The sequence below is a fragment of the Brevibacillus ginsengisoli genome (genome assembly GCF_050113715.1).
Classification (GTDB): Bacteria; Bacillota; Bacilli; order Brevibacillales; family Brevibacillaceae; genus Brevibacillus_H; species Brevibacillus_H ginsengisoli.
The window spans coordinates 71,904-95,358 of record NZ_JBNJQR010000004.1; the positions used below are offsets into that span (position 1 = coordinate 71,904).

The 23,455-nt window shown below is 42.4% G+C and carries 26 protein-coding genes; 1 reads left to right on the forward strand and 25 read right to left on the reverse strand.

All coding sequences use genetic code 11. The features are described from left to right. Positions 1 to 11 precede the first annotated feature (11 nt). Both ACQCN2_RS09840 and ACQCN2_RS09845 read right to left on the reverse strand, forming a co-directional pair. Positions 12 to 788, reverse strand: a complete 777-nt coding sequence (locus ACQCN2_RS09840) for an OmpA/MotB family protein (protein WP_426928733.1) — start codon at positions 786 to 788, stop codon at positions 12 to 14. Then, the gene (locus ACQCN2_RS09845) at positions 778 to 1,605 is read right to left on the reverse strand and encodes a motility protein A (RefSeq protein ID WP_426928734.1); all 828 of its coding nucleotides are present in this window, start codon (positions 1,603 to 1,605) and stop codon (positions 778 to 780) included. The genes ACQCN2_RS09840 and ACQCN2_RS09845 overlap by 11 nt, the downstream gene beginning before the upstream one ends. Positions 1,606 to 1,810: 205 nt before the next feature. Here ACQCN2_RS09845 and ACQCN2_RS09850 point away from each other — a divergent pair, with 205 nt between their 5' ends. Further along, positions 1,811 to 2,005: a putative motility protein gene (locus tag ACQCN2_RS09850; RefSeq protein WP_426928735.1), complete on the forward strand. Its 195-nt coding sequence runs from the start codon at positions 1,811 to 1,813 to the stop codon at positions 2,003 to 2,005. A gap of 58 nt (positions 2,006 to 2,063) precedes the next feature. On the opposite strand, the gene ACQCN2_RS09855 is transcribed toward ACQCN2_RS09850, so the two are convergent. From ACQCN2_RS09855 to metK, 23 genes are all read right to left on the reverse strand, one after another. Continuing rightward, a complete protein-coding gene (locus tag ACQCN2_RS09855) occupies positions 2,064 to 3,743 on the reverse strand; it encodes a flagellinolysin (protein ID WP_426928736.1) in 1,680 nt (559 codons plus the stop codon). Positions 3,744 to 3,852: 109 nt separating this feature from the next. Beyond that, complete coding sequence (locus ACQCN2_RS09860; RefSeq protein ID WP_426928737.1) at positions 3,853 to 4,590, reverse strand: hypothetical protein; 738 nt, start codon at positions 4,588 to 4,590, stop codon at positions 3,853 to 3,855. 200 nt (positions 4,591 to 4,790) lie between these two features. Beyond that, positions 4,791 to 5,165, reverse strand: coding sequence for a flagellar protein FliT (gene fliT, locus ACQCN2_RS09865; protein ID WP_426928738.1), 375 nt, complete (start codon positions 5,163 to 5,165; stop codon positions 4,791 to 4,793). A 27-nt stretch (positions 5,166 to 5,192) separates the two neighbouring features. Next, positions 5,193 to 5,567 (reverse strand): flagellar export chaperone FliS, encoded by a 375-nt coding sequence (gene fliS, locus ACQCN2_RS09870; protein ID WP_426928739.1) that lies wholly within the window; start codon positions 5,565 to 5,567, stop codon positions 5,193 to 5,195. Between the two features lie 18 nt (positions 5,568 to 5,585). Further along, positions 5,586 to 7,190: a flagellar filament capping protein FliD gene (gene fliD / locus ACQCN2_RS09875; RefSeq protein ID WP_426928740.1), complete on the reverse strand. Its 1,605-nt coding sequence runs from the start codon at positions 7,188 to 7,190 to the stop codon at positions 5,586 to 5,588. Between the two features lie 13 nt (positions 7,191 to 7,203). After that, positions 7,204 to 7,587: a flagellar protein FlaG gene (gene flaG, locus ACQCN2_RS09880; protein ID WP_426928741.1), complete on the reverse strand. Its 384-nt coding sequence runs from the start codon at positions 7,585 to 7,587 to the stop codon at positions 7,204 to 7,206. A 139-nt stretch (positions 7,588 to 7,726) separates the two neighbouring features. After that, a complete protein-coding gene (gene fliB, locus ACQCN2_RS09885; RefSeq protein WP_426928742.1) occupies positions 7,727 to 8,965 on the reverse strand; it encodes a flagellin lysine-N-methylase in 1,239 nt (412 codons plus the stop codon). 115 nt (positions 8,966 to 9,080) lie between these two features. Continuing rightward, positions 9,081 to 10,334, reverse strand: a complete 1,254-nt coding sequence (locus tag ACQCN2_RS09890) for a flagellin N-terminal helical domain-containing protein (RefSeq protein ID WP_426928743.1) — start codon at positions 10,332 to 10,334, stop codon at positions 9,081 to 9,083. 195 nt (positions 10,335 to 10,529) lie between these two features. Beyond that, positions 10,530 to 10,775 (reverse strand): carbon storage regulator CsrA, encoded by a 246-nt coding sequence (gene csrA, locus ACQCN2_RS09895; RefSeq protein WP_426928744.1) that lies wholly within the window; start codon positions 10,773 to 10,775, stop codon positions 10,530 to 10,532. A gap of 8 nt (positions 10,776 to 10,783) precedes the next feature. Continuing rightward, a complete protein-coding gene (fliW, locus tag ACQCN2_RS09900) occupies positions 10,784 to 11,206 on the reverse strand; it encodes a flagellar assembly protein FliW (RefSeq protein WP_426928745.1) in 423 nt (140 codons plus the stop codon). A 14-nt stretch (positions 11,207 to 11,220) separates the two neighbouring features. Beyond that, positions 11,221 to 11,802, reverse strand: a complete 582-nt coding sequence (locus ACQCN2_RS09905; protein WP_426928746.1) for a DUF6470 family protein — start codon at positions 11,800 to 11,802, stop codon at positions 11,221 to 11,223. A gap of 26 nt (positions 11,803 to 11,828) precedes the next feature. Next, on the reverse strand, positions 11,829 to 12,719 hold the full coding sequence (gene flgL / locus ACQCN2_RS09910) for a flagellar hook-associated protein FlgL (RefSeq protein ID WP_426928747.1): 891 nt from the start codon (positions 12,717 to 12,719) through the stop codon (positions 11,829 to 11,831). Positions 12,720 to 12,756: 37 nt separating this feature from the next. Then, positions 12,757 to 14,340 carry a flagellar hook-associated protein FlgK gene (gene flgK, locus ACQCN2_RS09915; RefSeq protein ID WP_426928748.1) on the reverse strand — a complete coding sequence of 528 codons (1,584 nt, stop codon included), beginning with the start codon at positions 14,338 to 14,340 and terminating at the stop codon, positions 12,757 to 12,759. 15 nt (positions 14,341 to 14,355) lie between these two features. After that, positions 14,356 to 14,850 carry a flagellar protein FlgN gene (locus ACQCN2_RS09920; RefSeq protein ID WP_426928749.1) on the reverse strand — a complete coding sequence of 165 codons (495 nt, stop codon included), beginning with the start codon at positions 14,848 to 14,850 and terminating at the stop codon, positions 14,356 to 14,358. 57 nt (positions 14,851 to 14,907) lie between these two features. After that, a complete protein-coding gene (flgM, locus tag ACQCN2_RS09925; protein ID WP_426928750.1) occupies positions 14,908 to 15,186 on the reverse strand; it encodes a flagellar biosynthesis anti-sigma factor FlgM in 279 nt (92 codons plus the stop codon). Positions 15,187 to 15,306: 120 nt separating this feature from the next. Further along, positions 15,307 to 15,726 carry a TIGR03826 family flagellar region protein gene (locus tag ACQCN2_RS09930; RefSeq protein ID WP_426928751.1) on the reverse strand — a complete coding sequence of 140 codons (420 nt, stop codon included), beginning with the start codon at positions 15,724 to 15,726 and terminating at the stop codon, positions 15,307 to 15,309. 99 nt (positions 15,727 to 15,825) lie between these two features. Then, positions 15,826 to 16,614, reverse strand: a complete 789-nt coding sequence (locus ACQCN2_RS09935; RefSeq protein WP_426928752.1) for a ComF family protein — start codon at positions 16,612 to 16,614, stop codon at positions 15,826 to 15,828. Further along, a complete protein-coding gene (locus ACQCN2_RS09940) occupies positions 16,614 to 18,563 on the reverse strand; it encodes an ATP-dependent helicase ComFA (protein ID WP_426928753.1) in 1,950 nt (649 codons plus the stop codon). Before ACQCN2_RS09940 ends, ACQCN2_RS09935 begins: the two co-directional genes overlap by 1 nt. Before the next feature lie 130 nt (positions 18,564 to 18,693). Further along, on the reverse strand, positions 18,694 to 19,047 hold the full coding sequence (locus ACQCN2_RS09945; RefSeq protein ID WP_426928754.1) for a glycosyltransferase family protein: 354 nt from the start codon (positions 19,045 to 19,047) through the stop codon (positions 18,694 to 18,696). 50 nt (positions 19,048 to 19,097) lie between these two features. After that, positions 19,098 to 19,805 carry a response regulator gene (locus ACQCN2_RS09950; protein WP_426928755.1) on the reverse strand — a complete coding sequence of 236 codons (708 nt, stop codon included), beginning with the start codon at positions 19,803 to 19,805 and terminating at the stop codon, positions 19,098 to 19,100. A gap of 45 nt (positions 19,806 to 19,850) precedes the next feature. After that, on the reverse strand, positions 19,851 to 20,993 hold the full coding sequence (locus ACQCN2_RS09955; protein ID WP_426928756.1) for a sensor histidine kinase: 1,143 nt from the start codon (positions 20,991 to 20,993) through the stop codon (positions 19,851 to 19,853). 11 nt (positions 20,994 to 21,004) lie between these two features. Beyond that, entirely contained in the window at positions 21,005 to 22,015 is a 1,011-nt protein-coding gene (locus tag ACQCN2_RS09960) for a polysaccharide deacetylase family protein (protein ID WP_426928757.1), read from the reverse strand. A 145-nt stretch (positions 22,016 to 22,160) separates the two neighbouring features. Continuing rightward, the gene (metK, locus tag ACQCN2_RS09965) at positions 22,161 to 23,372 is read right to left on the reverse strand and encodes a methionine adenosyltransferase (protein ID WP_426928758.1); all 1,212 of its coding nucleotides are present in this window, start codon (positions 23,370 to 23,372) and stop codon (positions 22,161 to 22,163) included. Positions 23,373 to 23,455 lie beyond the last annotated feature (83 nt).

Consider the following 23,455-nt stretch of genomic DNA (forward strand, 5'->3'; position numbering starts at 1 on the left):
CTCAAGCTTGTTTATTCCTTCTCAGCAAGGATAACCATCTCAACCCGCCGATTAATGGCTCGGTTCTCTGCGTTGGCATTGTCTACAATTGGATGGTATTCACCCCATCCAGCCACCATAAACCGCGAAGCTGGAAGCCCGTTGCCATCCACCAGCTCACGCATGACTGTCATCGCTCGCGCGGAGGACAGTTCCCAGTTGGATCGATACTTGCTGTTAGAGATTGGAACATCATCGGTATAGCCTTCAATTCTCACTTTATATGTAAAGCGCTCTAGCACCTTGGCTACGTGAGCTACAGCCTTTTTCCCTTCGTTGCTGATGTCAGCTGATCCGCTGGCAAACAGGATCTTTTCGGGGAAGCGAATCATTAAGCCCTCTGAGGTTTCTTCAAAATGGACATTCATCTCTTGCAAGGCCGCTGTAAGCTGAGCTTTCGCCATTTCCCAGTTCGGATCAGTTGTTGCTTTCTCTGCGGTCGGGTTCACTCCACCCTTACCGCCAGTGGAAGCGACCAGTGTTTTCTTTTTGGCTTCCAGCTGCGCAATCTCTCGTTGCAGCTCAAGCTTTTGAATTTGTAAAATATCTCGACTTTTCGACGCTTCTTGAATCGACTGTTTTTCCGCTTCTTCGGCTTTTTTCGCTTGATCGATTTTGGATTGAATGTGCGATGAGGAAGAAGCCGCCACAATAATGATGATAACAAACAAGAGGGTAAACAGGTCACTATAGCTGATCAGCCAGCTTTTTTCCAGTTCCTTCTCGTCGTACAGGCGTTCATCCTGCATAGGTAGCCTGCCTTTCGATCGTTCCCTTCATGCTTCCAGGCTCTTTGATCAAGACGAGCTTCTGGTCCCCTGGCAGGAACGAATTCAGTTTTTCGAAAAGCACCCGCGGTGTCTCCATGCGTTGCAAACTGATGCAGCCTTCAATATACAAACGCTTCTCAAACATTTCACGGTCATGAATATCCATCAAACGATAATAGCAAGGCAACGCAAACAAATTGGCAAGCAAAGCACCATAAAGAGTAGCCACCACTGCCGAGCTCAGATTATGTCCTGTTTGTCCGAAATCGGAGAGAGATTCCAATACACCGGTCATCCCAAACAGCGTACCGACCAATCCCATACCTGGAGCCAATAGACCGATTAAGCGAAACACACCACCCATCTGCTGGTAGCGGTATTGCTCCCCTTTCAGTTCGTTTTCGAGAATGACCCGCAACTCCTCTTCGGGTACCCCCTCAATCGCTAGAATACTTCCACGACGGACAAAAGAATCCGGTTCCTTCTGAAGCTCCCGTTCCAAGGCGAGGTAACCTTGTTCTTTTTGGACCAAAGCGTAGTAATAGAAACGCTTAATCGTCTCTTCCAGATTCCCCTCTCTGCCATGAACTAACAGGCGAACGAGCGGTTTAATCTGTATGTGCTTGCGCTTGATTGCAAAAGACATAATTACCGACAAGGCCACCAGTTCAATCGCCGTCGGGTTCAATAACTCCTTAATGCTTCCGTTCAAATACACGACATGAACCAGTATCAGCGCAACCGCTGCGATCAGTAATATAGATCTGCGCTTTGTAGAGGTAAATAATTGCTTCAACTTTTTGTCACCTGCCTGATTTCTATTATTTCGACAATTTATTGATGCGATGAAAAAAGGCGAATCTCGTCGATTATATTATAGCAGAGATCAAAATGTTATTGAGACAGAAATACTGTGAAAATCTCGTTGACGGTTACCAAAAAGGCTGTAAATTGCCGATACCATTAATAGAAGTATGATGATTACGAGAGGAGATGGGACTATGGAACTGAGCAGTATGATGGCTGGGCAATTAAGTCAGTTGCAACAGACCGTTAGCCTTAGTGTCTTGCAAATGGCTCAAGCGACTCAGGCCGCTCAAGCGACAGTAATGTTGAATGATTTTGCCAAAGCACAGGCAAGCGTTCAGGCTGCGCCGCATCCGACATTGGGGAAGAACTTAGACATTAGTATTTAACCAAAGAAAGAGGAAAAGCTGAGACCCTATTCACATGGGCTCAGCTTTTTTCATTCTCTTAATGAAGGATTTGTAGAATAGCTTGGCTTGATTGATTTGCTTGAGCAAGCATCGCTTGAGTTGCCTGACTCAGAATGTTCATTTTGGTACTTTTCATCATTTCTTTAGCCATGTCCGCATCACGAATTCGAGATTCGCTGGTGGTCAGGTTTTCTTCACTGTTAGTTGCAACCGACATGGCGTGCTCCAAGCGATTTTGGAGTGCTCCAAATTTGGAGCGCTCCTGGGAGACAATGGCGATTGCCGAGTCAAAGGAGCCAATTGCGCTCTTGGCGTTAGTCACTACATTAACATTTTTGATTCCCAACGAAACCGTATCTACCTTGCTTAAGCTCACACCCATAGACTGACCGGTGTTGGCACCAATTTGCATTTGCAGATCATCAGCTGTACTGGTACTTGGGTATACCATATTGAAATACTGGACACTTTGAGCACCATCCGGTACAACATCCGCTCTGTTTAACACTGCCCCGCTATCTGCGTCTGAGCCACCGATTCCACCAACATCCGCATTGGTAACTTTAATTTTGGCTTGAATGAACCCATCTGCTTGGGCAGCGAATTTGGCCTGAAAGTCTACCCGATCGATAAATGCCCCATGGGTAGCATTCGTAAACGCTTGACCCAATGTACGATTGACGGGGTCAGCCGCCATCCATTGAACCATGTCTTTAATGCCATTTCCACCTGCAGCTTTGATACTGTCGTGGATGAAGCGGACAGCCGTATATGCTGTAGCATAATCCTTACTCCCGGCAAGTGTTCCCCAGTTTGCAAAAGTAGTAGAAGCGTTAGCTATCAGGGCAGCACGTTGAACGGCATCGGTTGCCACATCACCGTAGTTATTCAATATCTGGTCATCTGCCCCACGAATAAACTCCGCAACACCTTCATTAAACCACTTGTCAGCAGACTGACTGAGTCCGGTGCCCTGTCCGACGTTTACCGTTCGATCGAATACAGCATGCAGGATTTCGTGAGCGACCACTGAATCCTCCGCAACACCCGCATCAAAATCCGCCATATCGACATGCAACTCAAGAGATGTACCTAATCCTCCACCAGCAGCTGGAACAGTAGCTTGTACATAAGCTACTTTTCCACCAACACCATCACTAGCCCCGCCACGATCATAAAAAACTGTCATCGTTGCTCGATCAGCATGGATACCCAGATAATCATTGATTCGTTTCTCCGCTTGACCCAGCCAAGAAGTTTGTAAAAGATTCTTTAAATCCTTCTCATCTTGCTTAGCACTCGCTACATTTAACAGGTTCAATGTATTAAATTGAGTGTTATTGGAGATCCGATCTACTTCCTGTTTTATTTGATCAATCTCTTCCTGGATATTTTGCTTATCCCCAGTTGTGTTGGTGTCATTGGCCGCTTGAACAGATAATTCTCGTCCCCTCTGTAAAAGTGAGTGGATTTCGTTCAAGCCTCCCTCTGCAGTCTGAACAAGGGAAATTCCATCCTGGATGTTTCTTGAAGCCTGAGAGAGACCCCTGATTTGCGCTCTCATCTTCTCCGAAATTGACAAACCCGCTGCATCGTCACTCGCCTGATTGATCCGAAGACCAGACGACAATGCCCCTATTGTTTTTTCAGATTCCTTGCTATTTATCATTTGATTATGCCAAGTGTTTAAGGCAGAAATGTTGTGATTAATTCTCATTGTTGTTCTCACCTCCTTGCCTCTGTAAAGTAAACCAGTATAGGAACAGCATATAGCAGACCGCATCCAAAGTTGGGGTGAGTCTATAGAGTAAAGGAAACTATCAGAATTAAATTACCGTTTTCTGCTTCTCTTTACCTTGCTTCTTTACTAGTTTTTCTAGTAAATCTATTTTTCTCTGCAAAAGTGATATTTGATTTTTCAATTCCTGATGTTTTTGCTCTTCCTCTTTTTCTATTATTTCTTGAGATGCAGGCTTAGGTAAAAGACCTACAAAACGAGCAAATGAAACAATTGTCATAAACAAACCAATGATCGCTTGAACGAATATGATTGCATGTCCAATGTGGACTATTTCTTTAACACTACTTGAGCCGAAAGTTACCATTGTTAAGAAGCTAAACAAAATAATATCTCCGACACCATGGAACCTCATTCCTAAATCTAATGTCTTGGATAATATCGTATAAGATGATGCAAACCAAAATATGAGCTCCATATAGTTATGTATTAGCAAGATTACTGATCTTCTATAACTGCGAACAGAAAATCCCAAATTACGATACGGATCAAATAACAAAACGTTTACCTGATATACAATTATTTCTGTTACACGGATGAAACTATAAATAAGTAGTATCCAAGATACGATGGAAGGTAAGGCACTGTAATAAGCTATCAAAGTAGACACAATTCCTATTATAAGGTTCATAACAACCCATACCTCAACGAATAGATAGGATTGTTTTAACTTAGGAATCAATCGTATATATTGAAAAACTGACACCCACCTCAAAGCCTGAAATACCCTAGCCCATAAATTAACTATGTAAGAATGAGGCTCCATCTTCTCTACTCCTTTCAACAAGAAAAACCGATACAATTTGACCTGGCCCCAGATATTGGGACACAGTAAAAAACATTTCCATAAAAATACCTCCACAAAATCGTATGGATTACTCACGATTCAGGGAGGTGTTTTTCCTTTATGTCCCAGTTTACGGGTTCGGACTACTTTTTTAGGTCGCTTTTTCTTGTTGTATCCCGCTATTTCTTTTTATCAAAAAAGGCACCATAGGCTGTTTTTACACCATACCCATTATACTGCTGATTCATTACCTTCGTTTTATTTAACTGGTTGATTTGTGTTTGTACCTTGTTTTTATTTTCTACCATCAGTGGGATCAAGTGCTGATCTACTTGTTGAATATCCAATAATTGAAGTTTTTGCTTTTCCGTTAAGGAACTACCTTCTTGTAGCTGAAGAGATATCTGATCCATCACTAATTGACGCTTTTCCAGTATATCTACCCAATCATCAGGTACTTCCTCACTAGTTGTTGAATATTGTTCAATCGTGGATTTCAATGTTTGCGTCAACAAAACAAGCTCTTCTAGCAGCATTTCAAGAGAAGCATGCATTGGCGGCTATCTCCCTTTTATAAGGAATTATTCTTGTTTCTTTGAAAGGGCTATGGCTTCTCTCCACGTATCTCGGAATTGAACAAAATACCCCTCAACCTCTTCAAGGATTTCTATATCTTTTTTCATGTTAGCCTCTACTAACCGTTGCAGCATGTAGTCATAGAGCAGTAAAAATTGCTCTGAAATCGGGTAGTCTCGATTTAACGTAATAATTAACTCGCTCAGGATATCTTGTGTACGTACGTTATACTCATGTGCTTTATCAAGCTTATTGTCTTGGATGGCCGCCTTCGTTTGTTTGATAAACTTGATACCGCCGTTATACAGCATCATCGTCAAGTCAGCTGGAGATGCTGTGTTAATTGAGTTCATTTGATATGCCTGTGCAGCATTATTCATCGATCTACACTTCCTTTGCTATTTTTGCCCGAGTTGCTGCGCTAACCAACTACTTTGGGAATTCATTTTACTTAATGCTGTTTCCATTGCAGAGAATTGTTTATAGTAACGATCCTCAGTATCTTGCAGACGGCTTTCCCAAGAGCTAATTTGTTTGTTCATGCTTCTTACTGCCTTACCCATTTCATAGTTCTCTGAATCGTCAGGAGAAATAGAGGTACCAGCAATATCGATGATCTTTCCAATTGAGCTTGCCAATGTATTATACATACGCTGGGCAATCCCGTTTTCATTGAATTTAGTTGTACTATCGGTAGAAGTACTTTTATTGGTGAAAATAGCCATTACCTTATCAGGATTTTGACTAATCGCATCCTTTAATTTGGCCTCGTCAATGTACAACTTCCCATTTTCCATATAATTATAGGAGGCTCCAGTTTTACTAGCTTGAGCAGTAGTTATTCCAATTTCACTCAAGCTATTACACTTCGGATCAGAAATTGAAGTTACACTGCTAGCTATCGATTTGCGCATATTGATCAATACGGTAGAAAGCATAGAATCTCTTCGCAGAGTCCCACTTTTCGCCTTGTCTTCCCATTGATCAATTTGCTTCTCAGAAAGGTTCGCTCTTTGATCATCGGTTAATGGTGGGAAGTCTCTGTAAATAGGCTCAGAGGTTTTTTTATTTACCTTATCAATTAAATCATTGTATTTATCCACAAAGTTCTTGATTTTATCGAACACAGCATCGTTATCTGTTGTCACATTTACAGTGGTTGGACTAACAAAGTTTTGTTTTAATGAAAACTTTACCCCGTCGAAGGTGAATGTGTTTCCAGTAAGAGAGAGCACGGTTCCATTGACTTTCACACTGCCCGGATTTATGTCTGTTCCCTGAGAGCAAGAGGTATTGTTTGATGCATCTATATCCGTATTAAAATCAGCTGTCGTTTTATCTACCGTCCCGTTTGCTATGTTAAGAATATTAGGAGCAAGTACACCTGAAATCTTAATTCCAGCACTCGAACCAGTTGTGGTACTGAGAAAAACAATCGACTTCGTATTTGAATCATAAGTGGCTTTAACTTTTGTACCACTACCACTATCGCTATCATTCGTTAAACTATTAATATTTGCAATGACGTCAGTAATTGTATCCGATGCATTTACTGTAAGTGACCTTGCTGTTCCATCAGCGGCTTTTATACTAAAAGAAAAACTACTTCCTCCTGCAGAAGATAATTTAGTCGATCCATCGGCGATATTGTTCTTAAAGGTGACAGAAGCACCAACTGCTGGCGTTGCCTGAGTCACATTCTCGAGCACATAAGAGGAGAAGGTAGGGTTGCCTGTAATTGTTGCCCCTACATTATTGTCATTAGTAGTATTAACCTTTTTGGGATTAAAAGTTCCTTGTAACTTCAAATTAGACATGGTGTTATCCCGAAAATCCAGGAGTAACGTATTCATCTCCCGATAGGCATCGCGTTTCCATGTTTCAGTCTGCTTTTGTTGTTTCAGTTTATCTAGTGGAACACGTTGTGCTTTCATTAAGTTTTTGACCATCGTATCCGTATCCAATCCAGACACTAAACCAGGCAAACGGTTAATGCTAGTCATCTGTTTTCATCTCCTATCGTTTTTCGTCCACAAGTATTCCAATCATTTTATGCATTTGTGCAACCATGTCCATCATTTTTTTCGAAGGGATCTCACGGATTACCTCATTCGTCTGATCATCAACTACTTCTACATAATATTCCTTTAACTCATCATGAAGTTGAAATTTAAGATGAGTATTACTGAATTGCAACCATTTGTTAAGGCCATCAAGCTCTTTTTTCAACCTATCCTTGTCTACTTTCGTCTCTTGTGCATCTGCTACATCGGAACCTGTAGACTTTGAGACAGGTGCAGGCTGGTAAGATGTTTGTGCCTTATTCGTAGTGTCAGAAGCTAATGTTTTCTCGTAAGCTGTGGTAATCCTACCTACATTACCAACTGAATTGATATCCATTATACTCTCCTCCATCTATTTGGGACTCCGAACTACATATTCCTACTACTGTTATCGGTGTTTGGATAAGAAATGTTTAACAAAACATGGGTAAAAGTATATAGAAAAGAGGCCAAATTATTGGCCTCTAACTAAATAACTAATTCTTAAGTAAAATTGCCATATGAGGTAAGGTAGAGAAACCACTCTTTACTATAAGATCGTACAGTTGCTTAATTAACAGTGGATTATGCTCTAACAGTCTGGATAAAGATTGAATCAATTGTATAACTGAGTCGGTAGTCAATTGCTTATGGTACCCTGCCATCCCAATAAGGTGTAGCTTTATTAATGAATAATTGATTACTAATACGATATAATCACCAAAAACATCATTAATAAATGAAACTGGAAAGAGATCTTTAAAAACATAATTCACAACATAATTCTCCAGAATATATTCATGCTCTTTTATGAATGGAGAATAGTAATTCTTATATGCATCTTGGTAATTATTAATCACACTATTAAAATCAGAATCCTTTTGCAAATTAATTCCTTTTAAAAAATCATTGAAACAATCATAATACCTAGAAGAAACAACATCTTGACCAATCACAAATTTATCAGTTATTTCTTTAAGTAATTTGACTTGGATTTCATAATTTGATGGAATTGACCTCAAATTATCCTTAAGAGATCCATCCAGTATAATTTCAGAATAACTACTGATAACTGAAGGGATTTCATTTAATTTTCCCTCAGATATCTTCTCATTTATTTTTCTATAGAAGAATCCTAATAATATTAACCGTTCATCTAAACTGTAGCTCCTGTTTTGTAGAACTTGAATTACGAAAATCCGTAAAGGCCACAAATAGTGTTTGATATCATTCGGATTGTTCGTGCCAACGTTCTTTATCACTATATGTCTATTATTGTTAGGTTCTTCTGTGTTTTCAAACTCAATACCTTCCTTATTCAGTAAGGCCAATCTAGCCACTTCTGGACATGATACCTCCCCAGAAAGTTCATAAGCTCCATCGACAATGTTAGTATGTCTAGGATAAACAAGACATACGTCGGAAAGGTTTTCGGCACCTAATTGTAGTTGTATCTGACACAAATTCTCTTCATTAAGTAATGAGCATCCATTATTCGAACTCTTTGTTATTTGAGCATAAAAATTCTCTGTAGAATTCACTTTGTTTCGTTTAATGCCTGATAATATTTTTTCGGCAATTTTTTTATCTTTAATATTTCTATACTTATTATAAGTTTTCTTATCAATAGCGATTGTCCAGTTAGCGTTACAACAATTATCTTCACATTCAGTCCCTATACAGCTAAATTGCCTCATATAAGTTGGAAGTAAAACTGACCTGTTGCTCTTAGCCAAAGCGAAATCATCTCCCTAATTAGATATGACCCTAATTAGACCTTTTATAATCTAGTTAAGTTAAAGAAAAAGACCTTAGTTTTCCTAAGGCCTTTTTCCATATTAATTTTAGCTATTAACGAAGTAATTGAAGTACGCCTTGTGGTTGTTGGTTAGCTTGAGCCAACATAGCTTGAGCAGCTTGAGCAAGAATAGAGTTCTTGGTTTGGCTCATCATTTCTTTCGCCATGTCTACGTCACGAACGCGAGACTCAGCAGCTGTCAAGTTTTCAGAAGATGTTCCCAAGTTGTTGATTGTGTGTTCCAAACGGTTTTGGATCGCACCAAGCTTAGAACGTTCTGCAGAAACTTTTTGAATAGCTCCATCGATAACTTTGATCGCTACGTTAGCTTGACCTTGGTTACCAATTTGAAGGTTTTGCACACCAAGAGCGGAAGCTCCCATGTCTTTGATAGCCAATTGAATGTTTTGTCCAGTGTTAGCACCGATTTGGAAAGTAGCTTGAGTATCGGCATGATTAACTGCAGCCGCAGTAGTTTCAGTGAAGCTGGACAATGCATTGGTTGCACCGGATTTAACAACACCGTTGGAATCCTTAACAGTAATAGTTAAACCATTGATGGCACCTGTATATCCAGCATTTTTTGCAGTAACTTGAAGTTCTCCGTTTGCAGAAACACCACCTGTAGCATCAGCACCTAACTTAGCTCCACCGTACAGATCAGAAAGTTTAGAAGCTGCACCAACAGTGATTGTATCAGTTTGAGTTACACCATTAACAACGTAAGAAACGTCAATTTTATCCCCATTAACGATACCAAGTCCATTTTTATTTGAATCTTGTAGGTCAGTTAGTAAAGTAGCGGCACCAGAAGCAACACTAGCAGCACCACCATCTAACAGAACACTACCTGTGTTGATGTTTTTGGTTGCAGTAGTCGTTTTGTCCATTGAACCGTCAAGAAGATTCTTGGTATTGAACTGTGTTGTGGAAGCAATACGGTCAATTTCTTTACCAAGTTGGTCCATCTCGTCTTGGAGGTTTGTACGGTCTTGAGCCGTATTGGTATCATTCGCTGATTGAACAGCAAGTTCGCGTTGGCGTTGAAGAATGCTGTGAGTTTCGTTCAATGCACCCTCAGCAGTTTGGATCATGGAGATACCGTCTTGGGAGTTACGGGAAGCTTGGTCCAAACCACGGATTTGTCCGCGCATTTTTTCGGAGATTGCAAGACCTGCAGCATCGTCACCAGCACGGTTGATACGAAGACCGGAAGACAATTTCTCCATGGATTTGCTTTGTGCTTCAGAAGCAGCACCTAATTGACGATGAGTGTTCAACGCTGAAATGTTGTGGTTAATACGCATGGTATTATTCCTCCTTGAATGTAACCTCCACGTCCCTGTGGATGGTTTCTGATTTAGGACATTCGACTCAATCGCGCGCTTGAATGTTTGTCCCTTACATTACTTTTATCGGATGGATGATTAGACTTATTTAGGGGTTTTTTATAGTTTTCAGAGATTTTTTTTATTTTTACGACAAAAAATCCGAAGAGCCACTTACTCTTCGGATTTTTCCTGTGACTGGTGCAGCCATCGATTCATAGTTGACCAGTCAATTTTCGTTTGGGAAGCTATTTGGTTCTCTTCTTTGATTGCCGAATACACTTCCTTGCGGTGTACATTAATATCCCTTGGGGCATCTATTCCAATTCGTACTGAGTCTCCCTCGACACCGATAATCTTGATCTCAATAGAGTCTCCAATCATAATCGATTCGTTTTTCTTTCGTGTGAGGACTAGCATAGACCCACCTACTCACTTGTTGCTGTGACCGGTAATTGAAATAACGGTTTACGCAACTCGTATTTTTCATCATTTAAGATAACTTGTTTCGCCATACGGTTCTCTCGGTTGATAATAATGGGTGCCTTCAAATTAACTGTAACTTGGCCGTTAGGGCGTACCGTTACCACATTCACAACAGCAATGGCTGTATCCTCGGTAATTCGAAGCTGTTCTTTGGCTTGTTGTGGGAGGGTGAACTCATAGTCTTGAAAAAACATAAACGGATCCACAGCCCAAAATTCTACTTGTTCTTCTTGTTCATAAGACTGAAGCACATAAAACGGACTGTTCGCATCTTCGCTTAATAGACGGAAGAACTGTAGATTCACAAATCCTGGTATACCCTCTTCAAAATATAATTTTCCAAGTTCAACTTTTTCCATATTCATTTTCGTTCCCCTCTCTATAGCGAACGATCCACATTCAGCCCTACGAAATCAATACTAAGGCTATTCCATTGTTTCATGTAACCTTCTACTTTACCGGGTGTATAGTTATGGATAGGGTGATGGATGACAGGATCCATTTTCTTCCCTCTTACCTGTACATTAATCTCTGGTTTATGTGCTTCATAATTGATCTGAATACCATCCCCGACGATGGAGCCTTCAGCAATAATATCAGTGTTGTGGTAGATGGTACTTTCTTCAAAGGCAATATCGGCTATGGGATTTGCACCTTTATTCTCGATAGCAGCAAGCCGATCGCCCTCTTCGCTAATTTGGGCAATTGCTTCCATTGCCTTTTGATATCCATATTCCTCATTGTCTCGTGAACGTCGTGCCGAACTTCGCAAATCGATATTTTCACGAGCCTCGTTACTATCAATCGTGAGCTTGCCTTGGGGCTGGTGAATCTCGACTATAGCCGGTTCTTGACGTAAATTTAATTCTGCTTGTGGCTGTTGTATCTCCTGTACTGGCTTCGTAATACGCAGTCCCAATTGTGCGTAGGTCTGATGCATACTTATTTGTGGTATTTGCATTTGTTATCCCTCCCTTCTATTAATGACTAGCGAAGGAAGTCTAAAAGTGATGGCTGAATTATACGAGACCCTGCCCCAAGCGCAGCCCGATGAACGTTCTCTTGCATCTTGAGATCAGTAATTACTTGTGCCGTATCGACATCTTCATTGTCTGACATTAACTTGGTTACACTTACTTCTTCGTTTGAAAGTCGATCTTTGATCAATTCAATACGATTAGTACGAGCTCCGAGAGAAGCACGCTGTGCTAGCAAATTATCAATTTGGCTATCCACATTTTTTAGTTGCCCTGAAACCTCTTTACCGCTTTTCAGTACGGATACAATGTTGTCTAGTACATTGAAAATATTATTACCATCTGACTTGTAATTAAAAACCGTTTGTCCATTTACATTAATCGGAAGGAATATCTGCTTATTCATCTCTAATTTAATATCAGCATTATTGGTATTTGTGAACTGCTTCTTATCATAGTCATAAGGCGGGTTCTTCGTATCTGTACCAGCGAAGATATAGCGTCCACCGACTGTCTGATTCGCAATATTACCCAAATGATCCTTGATCTGATCAATTTCTTCTGCAATTGATTCTAACGATGATTTCTCTAATGCACCGTCTCCAGAATAAACAACCAGCTCACGTACCCGCTGCATAACGGTATTGGCTTCGTCCAAAGATTTGTCAGATAGCTCCATCCAAGATTGTGCTTCATTCACGTTACGCTGGAATTGTTCATTCTCAATCAAAGACGAACGGTAGAACATCCCACGAGTTGCTACAACCGGATCATCTGAAGGGCGGTTGATTTTTCGTCCGGAAGAAAGCTGTTCCTGTAATTTATCCATATTGCGCATCGAACTATTTAAGTTACGCATCATGTTGTTATTCAACATGGTCTGAGTAACACGTACTGACATGATTTACAACTCCTCTCCTACGATTCGTTTACTTATATTAGAGGCCAACTTTACCCATACCATTAATTACTTTATCCAGTATTTCATCCATGCTTGTCATCACACGCGCTGATGCGCTGAATGCATGTTGATACTTCACCATCTCAGCCATCTCTTCATCAATGGAGACTCCGGAAACTGACTGTCGTTGATTCTCTACTTGCCCGACGAGGATCTCGGAGTTTTTTTGCATACGATCCGCTTCCTGGCTATCTACCCCAAGGCTGGCAATTGTGTAGCGATAATAATCATCCAACGTAGTTGTCGCATCCAAGTCACCGCTACCAGTACCAGCCTTCAAGGTCTTAAACTTGATCGAAGCGATATCACGAGCGTTACGTCCATCCCCTTCAAAAGATGTTCCGGCAGAGCTACCAAGTGCTTCAACCTGTGCTGCAGCGATGGCGTTCAAGCTGTTAATAATCGCCGGATTCACAACAATTTTCCGCGCACTACTAGGGTATGTCTTTGTGTTTGGATCTTTGTCAGCAGCATCTGCGTCTACGAAAAACGGAAGATCTTGCAATGGTGTACTCGCATTGTTCTTCTTGTTGTCAATGTCAAACATATTCATACCTTTACGATGAATATCATTAATTTCCTTCGTTAAGTTAATGGCGAGAAGATCCAAACGCTTCATAATATCCGGAATCGGGCCGTTATAGGTTACTACCTGTTGCTGAGTTCCATCAGCACCGACTATCGTGTCAACCTTAGCATTTCCACGAGCTTCAAAGGTTCCGGCCAAGCTTCCTGTTTGGGGAATGAATGCCGTTCCGCCAAGTTGAATCTCAACAAAACCAGTCGTTGCATTTTTGGTGGTCGTCATTGGAACTGAACTACTACCAGTAACCAAATCTTTGCCTTCAATTTTAATATTTACCATGCCCTTATCAGATTGTGTAACCTGAACCTCTGCCATCTTGGACAGCTTGTCAATCAAGACATCACGTTGATCATATAAGTCATTCGGCTGGTATCCATGTGGAACCACATCGCCGATTTGTTTGTTTAGGTTGGCAATTTGTTGAGCCATCGAGTTGATATCGGTTGCTTTCACTTGTACTACGTTATCCAAGTCATTCTGCAATTCATTTAAAGAAGTAGTAATGGATGAGAATGTCTCTGCTACTGCAATTGCACGTTGACGAACTACAGCACGCGCTGAAAGACTCTCAGGCTCTTTGGCTAAATCCTGCCAAGATTGCCATAACTGATCCATTACCTTCTGCAACCCTGTGTCGGATGGTTCGTTCATGATGGTCTCGATTTTTTCTAATCCATCACGCCGGGCTTCCCAATATCCAAAATGTTTGTTTTCAGTTCTAAATTGATTATCTAAATAACTTTCGCGAATGCGCTGCAATTCTGTCACTTGTACACCTGTCCCGATCTGTCCAGGTTCACGAGAGACGTTCATCCCTGGTGCAGGCATTCCCGGTGTCGCTTGCATATTGGCACGTTGTCGTGTGTATCCTTCCGTGTTCGCATTGGCTACGTTATGACTGGCGGTATTCAGAGCGGATTGTTGAGCAAAAATACCACGTTTGCTTATCTCGATCCCATGAAAGGTTGATGGCATGGATTGACACCTCTTTTACGCTTTTTTGTTAATAAAGGAGCGGCTTGCTTGTTGGGCACCTTGATGCCCTATCGGTTTTTTATAGATAAACTCATCTTCCGGAGTATCGGTCAGGATATCGAGTGAGTGATTTACAAAAGAAAGGGATTGCTCCAGCAACTGCTGATTAAGTTCGTTCGCTTGGCGCAGTTCTGAAACAATCCTTATTAATTCTTCGCGATACGATTTTAAGCGCGATTTTTCTTCGATACTTGTCAGTGATTTAATCAATTCATATAAAGTTGGTTCTGCTAGGGAGAGACCTTTTTCAGCGAGAATGTCATGGATGACTTGACTTCTTGCCGCTTCGGAAGCGTTGACAGCCTTGATCAGCTTCTGCTCCTGCTGAGTCATTAAGGTAAGGGCTTCAACATTCCCTTTAATCAGGACATCCTTCTTCTGTTCGGCTAGTGTATATAGAGCCCGATGAAGATTTAACAGGTTGTCCAGCATTTCATATAGTTGATTCATATGTGACATGCTTCTCACTCGTTTCACTAAAGGCTGAATTCACTTGTGTTAGTCTTCTTAAGGCTTTTTCCAGAAAGACAAGAACTTCTCGGCTATCTTGTCGCTCGGGACATGGTAGGTTCCTTGTTCGATCTTAGCTTTCAGCTCGTTAAGCTTTGTTTTGTCCGTTGGGGCGGTTTCCTTTACTTCACCCTTTTTTAGAAGTTCCAACGCTTCATTGGAGATTTGGACTTCGTCTTTTCCCATCGGTTTCTTGCTATTCTGGGCGGCATACAGCTTCCCAGTCTTGTTGTAAGCATTTATCATTCCCGTACGATTGGGTTCGTTGATCCTCATAACTTTCACCTCACTGTGGGCTAGCTAATAAAAAAATACCGATTACTACTCTCTAGTAGTATCATCGGCATTTTGGTTTGAAAAGATTAGTTTTTTCTTGAGTCAAAATTCGCGGTTTCTCTACTCTCCAGCTTTGCGAACATAGCCAATACCGGCGTTGCGCTTCGTTTCATCACTTAGACGCTTGTCCACTTCAAGCTGCTGAGAAATTTCATGCTTCAGGTTTGCTGCACAGGAATCACAGATATTTCCTTGTCGGATCAGAATTCCACAGTTCTCGCATGGATACCCCATGTTCGGGTTGCCTTCGATGGAAATTCGACCCTCTTTGACGAATCGGGTGATTTGTTTAATGCTGACTCCTGTAGCATCACTTACCTGATGTATAGTCGATCCGCGATTCTCACGTTTACGGAGAAACTTGGCACATAAATCATACTCTTTCTCCACTTCTATACTACATTTTGGGCAAATATCTTTGGTCGCACGTACAAACAACGCATCGCATCGCGCACAGTTATCTAATTGGCCAAAAGACATACGAAGCCCCTCCTTTTCTTCACGGCGCAAAAATCCATTTCTGTATTCATAATACCTCAACGATATTCGACTTGACTATTACAAAAAATCCAAACTTTTTCAGCGACACACTGTTAGACTGTAGATTTTATTCTCGATCAGCTCCGGCAGCAGATGGATTTGCTGAGCGCAAGACTCTAATGTAGACCCCGTCGTGTAAATGTCATCAAGGATTAGGATGGAAACAGGCCGTTTATTTCGGCTGATGGAACTGACTGTCGGGTGATGTAGCGCAAAAGCAGATTGCATACTCTTCATGCGGGCCAGCTTTCCTGTTTGTTTGCTTTGTTTAACCGTTTCCTTTTGCCGAACCAACAACGGTGCGGCTGGAATTTGAAGCAGCTTACCTAATTGAATAGCGAATTGTTCCACCTGGTTAAAGCCGCGCTCTTCCAATCGGTTGGGATGCAAAGGAACCCAGGTCAGAAGCCCAATCCTCCATTGTGTGCAGTAACGATAATAGCTGCCGAGCATCAGCTTCATAAATAAACTGTGTAGCCGGAGTTCACCTCTGTATTTATACAGGGCCATGGCGTTTTTGGCCCAATCATTGTAGGTAAGCGCACTTCGGTTGTAAATAAGCGCCGTGTGATTCGATGGCTGACAATCGCGACAAAACGAACCGTTAAAAGAGCCTTCCTTCTTTCTCCCGCAATGCTCACAGATCTCTTCCCCGATCACTTCAATTTCGGTCAGACAAGTCTCGCAGATCGGTTCTTCCCTCAGGAGTCGATACAGGATCGGGTAGAATTTTACAGGCGTCAATTGGGTGACGAGCTTTTGAATCGTTAGGTCTCTTTTGGCAGACTTGACGGAGCGATTGCATAATAAACAAGCCAACTCGGCCATTATCCTCTCTCCTTGGACGCAAGCAATGGATTGCGACTGGCTAGATGATTCATTTGCTTGATCTGTTTTATCGCTTGGAGAGGTGACTTCGAGCGATCCTTCAGTACGAACAGGATCTTCCCATCAGGTGAATCTGCTGAGCGTCCAACTCTTCCTGCGATTTGTACCAGAGAAGCTTCATCGAACACCGATTCATCCGCTCCCAGTACGATGACGTCGCTGCGTGGAATGGTAACCCCTCGTTCCAAAATGGTGGTCGTCACTAACAGGCGGTATTTCCGCTTCCGAAACTCCAGTACTTTATCCTCTCTAAGTTCATCCGCAGCATGAACACCTTCCATGTGATTGGTGTACTCAGGGAACTGGATTCGAAAATACTGAAGTACAGGCTGAACGTCCGCTATTTTTGGGACAAAAACGAATACTTGGCGATTATCGGCTAATGACTGTGTAACAAGGTCATTCACTTCAACAATCCTTTGTTCTTGATGCAATTTCTGGTGCCAGCGAGGAGCGATCAATAAATGAGGGATCGGTAAAGGAAACCCATGATAACGCTGCGGAATCAGAACATGTGTCATGGAATGATGAGCATTCATAGCCGATCTCACCGGGACTAGCCTTTTGCGCAAATAAGTGGGCGGAGTGGCAGATAGGTATATGATATTTCCTCCTGGCTTGCGAGCGCGCTCGACTGCCCGATAGAGCATGACGTTGTTGTGGAAAGGAAACGCGTCTACCTCATCCACGATCACTAACTGAAACGAATGGTAGAATCTCATCGTTTGATGAGTCGTGGAAATAATGAATTGCCCTTCCTCCCATTTCTCCTTACTTGAACCGTAAGCCGCTCGAATGGTAACATCCGGGAAAACCTGGCGTAATCTTGGCACTAACTCCAACACAACGTCCTTACGGGGAGTTGCCAGAAGTACTTTTCCACCCTTCATCAACACCTCGTTGACTGCCGGAAAAATCAATTCGGTCTTGCCCGCTCCGCACACAGCCCATATTAGAAAGGCGGAATCTACGGAGTCTTTAACAAAATTCAAAGCTCTTTGTGCGGCGTCCGCTTGAAGGGAGGAAAAGCTTCCGTTCCATTTGAGAAGACTATGTTCCATTGTTGGAATAGAGGATGGAAGGATGGCCACAGACTGATTTGCTGAGATAGATTGAGAGGTAGAATTCTGATTGCCTATTTGCTCATTTGGCAAGCAAATATAAGGCGTGCAGCAGCGGCTCCTGCCCATCGCTAAGCAGAGCGGACAGTAGGCACACGGCTGTCCGCAGCTTTGGCAAGCCATCATCATTACATCTTCGTGAGGGGCCCCGCATCGTTGACAGGTAAACAAGACCTTGTGACGCCACCAGCTTTTCTGTAATTGAATGGTTATCCCCGGCTGCCAATCAGTCACACCTGTTAGCACCAGCCATTGAAGGCACGGGAAAAGTGTCTGTGTTGGTATTTGCGTCGAATACTCAATCTCTTCAAGTAATAAAGAACGACCCGAAAGCGACTGCGCCAGCTTCATTGCTTGTGATCGTATGACCGCTGCAGTTTGTTTTTGGTCAGCAACATCATAATCGGATCGCATATGTGGAAATTCATCGGATTCGTGAGGGTCGTTTAGAAAGTTGGGGTTATATAGTTCACTTGTAAACTTAAAGGCGTGACCATCAGGAAGCTGTCCATTTAGCTCTTTCAGATACTTTTGAAGGTGGATGTGGATTTGTGATCGTAATTGTTCGAATCTTAATTGGGTAGTCAGAAGCAATTGAACCTGTTGTCTAAGCGCAAAAATTAGCGCAAGCGACGTACTTCTCCCAAGAATATGAAGCTGACTTCCGTCATGTTGCTCCCAGAATGTCTGGTCGAGTGAAAAGCATGGGGTAATCAAAGCTTTATAGGCCGCTCGTGTCTCTTTCACGTATAGAATATACTCCCTCATCAAACCACCTCTTATCGAAGGACTTATCCATTATTGTGTGAAAAGACAGAGCGCCCCGCAAATAAAAGGAGAGCCTTTTTCAGGCCCTCCTTTCCGCGCTTATTGGGTTGATCTGGTTATTAAACCTATTTTAATGGGACCGCAAATCAATTTGCACGATGTGTCTGTAAGTTGTCGATACGTCAGAATCCATCACATTCGTATATTGCCTTCTAAACAGTTGTGTGATTTGGATCGTATCATCTGAAGAACCATAATCTACAAATGAAATCCTGATCGGCTTGCCCTCTACACAGGAACGAAACATCAATCGTCTTATCATTCCTTCTAATACGTTCTCAGAGTTGTATACATGCACCTGGTAATGGGTAAATGAATTCTGAGGTTGGACGACGGAATGAAATGAAATCCGACTGACCAAGACTACCAAGAGGGCCGCAAACCCATACGACATGAGCACCAAAATCACAACATCACTTATCATGGTCATCCCCTCCTATTACAAGGGTATGCCCTATAGCTTGGAAATGGTACTTACAGTTTCACCCAACCGTTTTTAATGGAGATGACAACTGCTTGGGTACGGTCTTGAACGTCAAGCTTTTGCAAGATGCTGCTCACGTGGTTTTTGACGGTTTTTTCACTGATGTAGAGTGAATCGCCGATAATGCGATTACTCTTCCCTTCAGCCATTAATTGCAGAACTTCACGTTCACGTCTGGTTAATGACTCAATCGCACCTGAATTTAGAATAGTTGATTGGTCCAGAGAAATCGGCCTGTCATATTGCTCCTCTTGTTCACTCAAACGGCGGAATTCATCAATCAATTTACCGGTAACCTTCGGATGAATATAAGCTCCACCGCGCGCGACAACTTTTACAGCTTCCACAAGGTCAGCCGTATCCATTTCTTTTAGCAGATACCCGCTGGCGCCACAACGCAATGTCCGGTATACGTACCCCTCGTCGTCATGAATCGACAGAATGATTACTCTGGTTCTCGGGCTTACCGCGATTACTTCTTCTGCAGCGGTAGCACCGTTCACATTGGGCATATTTATATCCATCAGAACGATATCTGGCGTTAATTCTTCGGCCAATCGCGGCGCATCTTCTCCATCTTCACCTTCTCCTACAACGTTGAAGCCCTCTTCCATCTCGAGGATACGTTTAACACCTTCACGAAATAACTGATGATCATCTACTAATACGATTGAGATATCTTGTTTAAGCTTTGCCATATTCTCTTCCTCCCCAAAATGTTACACGAACGAATCGTAATCTATTTACGTTTTCATTGGAATTTGAAAAATGACGCGGGTTCCTTGCTTTGGAGCTGACACAATCTCCATTTTTCCTTGGAGCAATTGTGTCCGCTCATTCATCCCCATGAGTCCAAAGGAATTGCCTTTTCGCTTCACTTCATTCAGTACAAAACCTACTCCATCGTCTTTTACCACGATAAAAACCATGTCCGGTTGAAATTCCAGCTTTACCTGAACCAATCTAGCATGGGAGTGCTTGGCGATATTATTCAAACACTCTTGCACCAGCCTAAAGAGTGCTGCTTTAAATGAACTTTCCAACTCCATCTCTTTGCCGAATACGACAAGGTCGATGGTTAAGCTGGTTCTTTCTTCAAACTTTTGAATGTACTTTTGAACGGTTGGAACTAGTCCCAAGTCATCCAGCGCCATCGGACGCAAGTCAAAAATAATCCGGCGTACATCGGCCAAACTTGAGCGCACAATTTCTTTGAGATCTTGCAGCTCTGTTTTAGCTTCCTCGACGTGATTGCCAGCCAGCATCTTCTCGACGATTTCAGTCCGAAGAACTACATTAGCCATTGATTGAGCTGGTCCATCGTGAATTTCGCGTGAAACCCGCTTCCGTTCCTCTTCTTGGGCTTGAATCACTCGAATTCCCATTAACTGATGCTGCTTGGCCGTTTCCAGGGCAAGCTCAATTTTGCTGAGATCACCAGACAGATAACCCATAACTACTCCCATTTGGGTAATCAATCCCTCTGCTTTAATCACAGTGGCATCAATATTGCGCAGCCTTCTCTCCAACTCGTCACGGCGACTTCTCAGATTCGCTTCTCTTTCACGAGTGATTGACAGATCAATTTGATATTGGTTTGCTTCTTCATACGCGACTCGGATATCGTCTTCCGTGTACTGATTGAAATTACGACTGACCTGAGCCAATCTGCTACGCGTTTGACGATATTTAATTTCCAGCTTATCGACCTGATCAATCTCAACATTGATCGCTTTACGGACATCCGCTATTTCATGCTCCAGTGTCTTTTTCTCCAGACGAGCATTCTCGGCAATCTCAAAGATTTGTTCTTTACTCAGCTCAACGGCCTGAATCGTTTTGGATATGACTCCATCTAACAAACTTACATCCAGTTCATTTGGCATAGAAGTTCCTCTCAATGTCCGGAATTGTTTTCCACGAAAATCTGCCTGAGTTTGTCCACATCCACATAATCAGACCCTACTCCAAAACGCGGAATATCATAAGGTTTGACCCCAGGCTTCACAACTCCCCGCCGTGAGTTAAATACATAATGGTAACCAGCATCTTTTGCTGTATCCAATACCTCCTGGTTGGTGAATCCGTGCGGCAACGATAGCGAAACAATCGGTTTATGTACCAGATCACTTAGAGCTACTCGGGACATAGTAAAATCGACATACAATCGATTACGATACGTATCATCATCTTCTACATGTTTAATGTCTTCCATATAAACCGGGGCAGTGCCTGGTTCCAGCTCTCCCCAATCGTTTTTCTCAATGTGATCATGCAAGCTGTACGTGTGTGATCCCACTTCTACCAGACCTGATCCGATCATTTCTTGAACCTCTTCGGTCGTAAGAGGCGGTATCATGTTCGGGCGTTTCCGTTCGACGCTATCACGCAGTCTGCTTGCTATAACAAAATTGACTGACGGAAAATTGAACTCTTTTAAAATTGGATAAGCTTCTTTGTAAAAACTCTCATACCCATCATCAAATGTAATTAACACGGCATTATTCGTGGACAATACCCCAGTATTAACAAATTGAAGAAATTCCGTTAACGATATGGGGTGAAGGTCGTTATCATGCAAAAACTTCATATGCTCGCTAAACAGCTCAGGAGTAAGTGTATACTCTTTATCCCCTGTGGGAGAGACATGGTGATACATGAGAACGACAACCTGGTTCTGATACCAGTTCATCTTCGCAACCTGGGAATCGGATCGTGGCTCAGTTACATTGGACGGATCTGATTCTGCATTCCTATTGCTTGGTGTAATAGACGGTTTGGAAGGGGTATTTTGTTGCAGAGTTTGCACATTTTCTGTATGTGTCGGTCCATTCAACAGCAAACCGCTAATGACAACAATGAGAAATACAAAGAAAAATGCAATCAAGATTTGATGCCATCTTCTCATGACGAAACCCCCAGTGTACTCCCTTACTCATTTCGACAAAGCCAATTATTCTCCTTTTTGTATTACAATCCAACAAAGGGCAATATTGGGCATACATGTAAAAACGCCCAACCACGGAGGTTAGGCGTTTGGCTTAAGTTTGTTCTTATTTTGCGAGATCAGCCGCGTCTTTTTTCAACGCATCTGCTTTATCTGTACGCTCCCAAGGAACATTCAGATCGTTACGGCCAAAATGCCCATAAGCAGCAGTCTGTTTGTAAATTGGACGACGAAGATCCAATTGCTTAATAATACCAGCTGGGCGAAGATCGAAGTGCTTACGGATTAATGTAACCAAATCTTCTTCAGTCACTTTACCAGTACCGAATGTATCAACACTGATGGAAACCGGTTGTGCTACACCAATTGCGTAGGCAACTTGAACTTCACATTTGTCTGCAAGACCCGCTGCTACGATGTTTTTCGCAACATAACGAGCCGCATAAGCGCCAGAACGGTCAACTTTGGTTGGATCTTTACCGGAGAAAGCTCCGCCGCCGTGACGCGCATAACCACCATAGGTATCTACGATGATTTTACGGCCAGTCAGACCAGCATCCCCTTGTGGTCCACCGATAACGAAGCGACCAGTTGGGTTGATAAAGTATTTAGTTTCTCCATCCAGCAAGTTAGCTGGAACAATTGGTTTGATAACGTGTTCCATCAAGTCAGCCTTAATTTGTTCCAAGGTAGCTTCAGGAGCATGTTGCGTGGAAATAACGATTGCGTCAATACGAACAGGCTTATCGCCATCGTATTCAACGGTAACTTGTGTTTTACCGTCTGGGCGCAGGTATTCCAATGTACCATTTTTGCGAACTTCAGTCAGACGACGAGCCAATTGGTGCGCCATGCTAATTGGAAGTGGCATCAATTCTGGAGTTTCGTTGCAAGCGAAACCAAACATTAAACCTTGGTCACCAGCACCGATCGCTTCGATTTCAGCGTCACTCATTTTACCTTCTTTTGCTTCCAACGCTTGGTCTACACCCAAAGCAATGTCCGCGGATTGTTCGCCAATTGCAAGAATTACCCCGCAAGTGTCAGCGTCAAATCCAAATTTTGCACGGTCATAACCAATTCCACGAATTGTGTCACGAACCAGTTTTTGCATATCAACATAGGTGCTGGTTGTGATTTCACCAGCTACCAGAACTAAACCCGTTGTAACTGATGTTTCGCAAGCTACACGAGCATTAGGGTCTTTCGCTAAAATTGCGTCAAGAATTGAATCAGAAATTTGGTCGCAAATCTTGTCAGGATGTCCTTCTGTAACTGATTCAGAAGTGAACAAATGACGTCCTTTTTGTAGTGCCATGGGCCTACCTCCTTCGCTCTTCTCAAAGAATAGTGTGGGTAGCCGAACCAGGTTTCTTTCACGGCCAAAAAAAAACCTTTTCC

Bases quoted from the DNA above. Each gene is read 5' to 3' on its own strand.
- ACQCN2_RS09960 (WP_426928757.1), bottom strand. From the start codon at position 22,015: ATGAGAAGATGGCATCAAATCTTGATTGCATTTTTCTTTGTATTTCTC.
- ACQCN2_RS09930 (WP_426928751.1), bottom strand. From the start codon at position 15,726: ATGTCTTTTGGCCAATTAGATAACTGTGCGCGATGCGATGCGTTGTTT.
- ACQCN2_RS09955 (WP_426928756.1), bottom strand. From the start codon at position 20,993: ATGCCAAATGAACTGGATGTAAGTTTGTTAGATGGAGTCATATCCAAA.
- fliW (WP_426928745.1), bottom strand. From the start codon at position 11,206: ATGAATATGGAAAAAGTTGAACTTGGAAAATTATATTTTGAAGAGGGT.
- ACQCN2_RS09840 (WP_426928733.1), bottom strand. From the start codon at position 788: ATGCAGGATGAACGCCTGTACGACGAGAAGGAACTGGAAAAAAGCTGG.
- fliD (WP_426928740.1), bottom strand. From the start codon at position 7,190: ATGACTAGCATTAACCGTTTGCCTGGTTTAGTGTCTGGATTGGATACG.
- ACQCN2_RS09850 (WP_426928735.1), top strand. From the start codon at position 1,811: ATGGAACTGAGCAGTATGATGGCTGGGCAATTAAGTCAGTTGCAACAG.
- flgM (WP_426928750.1), bottom strand. From the start codon at position 15,186: ATGAGGATCAACGAACCCAATCGTACGGGAATGATAAATGCTTACAAC.
- ACQCN2_RS09855 (WP_426928736.1), bottom strand. From the start codon at position 3,743: ATGAGAATTAATCACAACATTTCTGCCTTAAACACTTGGCATAATCAA.
- flgL (WP_426928747.1), bottom strand. From the start codon at position 12,719: ATGTCAGTACGTGTTACTCAGACCATGTTGAATAACAACATGATGCGT.
- flgK (WP_426928748.1), bottom strand. From the start codon at position 14,340: ATGCCATCAACCTTTCATGGGATCGAGATAAGCAAACGTGGTATTTTT.
- ACQCN2_RS09950 (WP_426928755.1), bottom strand. From the start codon at position 19,805: ATGGCAAAGCTTAAACAAGATATCTCAATCGTATTAGTAGATGATCAT.
- ACQCN2_RS09860 (WP_426928737.1), bottom strand. From the start codon at position 4,590: ATGGAGCCTCATTCTTACATAGTTAATTTATGGGCTAGGGTATTTCAG.
- ACQCN2_RS09940 (WP_426928753.1), bottom strand. From the start codon at position 18,563: ATGAGGGAGTATATTCTATACGTGAAAGAGACACGAGCGGCCTATAAA.
- fliT (WP_426928738.1), bottom strand. From the start codon at position 5,165: ATGCATGCTTCTCTTGAAATGCTGCTAGAAGAGCTTGTTTTGTTGACG.
- metK (WP_426928758.1), bottom strand. From the start codon at position 23,372: ATGGCACTACAAAAAGGACGTCATTTGTTCACTTCTGAATCAGTTACA.
- ACQCN2_RS09935 (WP_426928752.1), bottom strand. From the start codon at position 16,614: ATGGCCGAGTTGGCTTGTTTATTATGCAATCGCTCCGTCAAGTCTGCC.
- ACQCN2_RS09945 (WP_426928754.1), bottom strand. From the start codon at position 19,047: ATGATAAGTGATGTTGTGATTTTGGTGCTCATGTCGTATGGGTTTGCG.
- ACQCN2_RS09905 (WP_426928746.1), bottom strand. From the start codon at position 11,802: ATGCAAATACCACAAATAAGTATGCATCAGACCTACGCACAATTGGGA.
- ACQCN2_RS09920 (WP_426928749.1), bottom strand. From the start codon at position 14,850: ATGAATCAACTATATGAAATGCTGGACAACCTGTTAAATCTTCATCGG.
- csrA (WP_426928744.1), bottom strand. From the start codon at position 10,775: ATGCTAGTCCTCACACGAAAGAAAAACGAATCGATTATGATTGGAGAC.
- fliS (WP_426928739.1), bottom strand. From the start codon at position 5,567: ATGAATAATGCTGCACAGGCATATCAAATGAACTCAATTAACACAGCA.
- flaG (WP_426928741.1), bottom strand. From the start codon at position 7,587: ATGGATATCAATTCAGTTGGTAATGTAGGTAGGATTACCACAGCTTAC.
- ACQCN2_RS09890 (WP_426928743.1), bottom strand. From the start codon at position 10,334: ATGCGTATTAACCACAACATTTCAGCGTTGAACACTCATCGTCAATTA.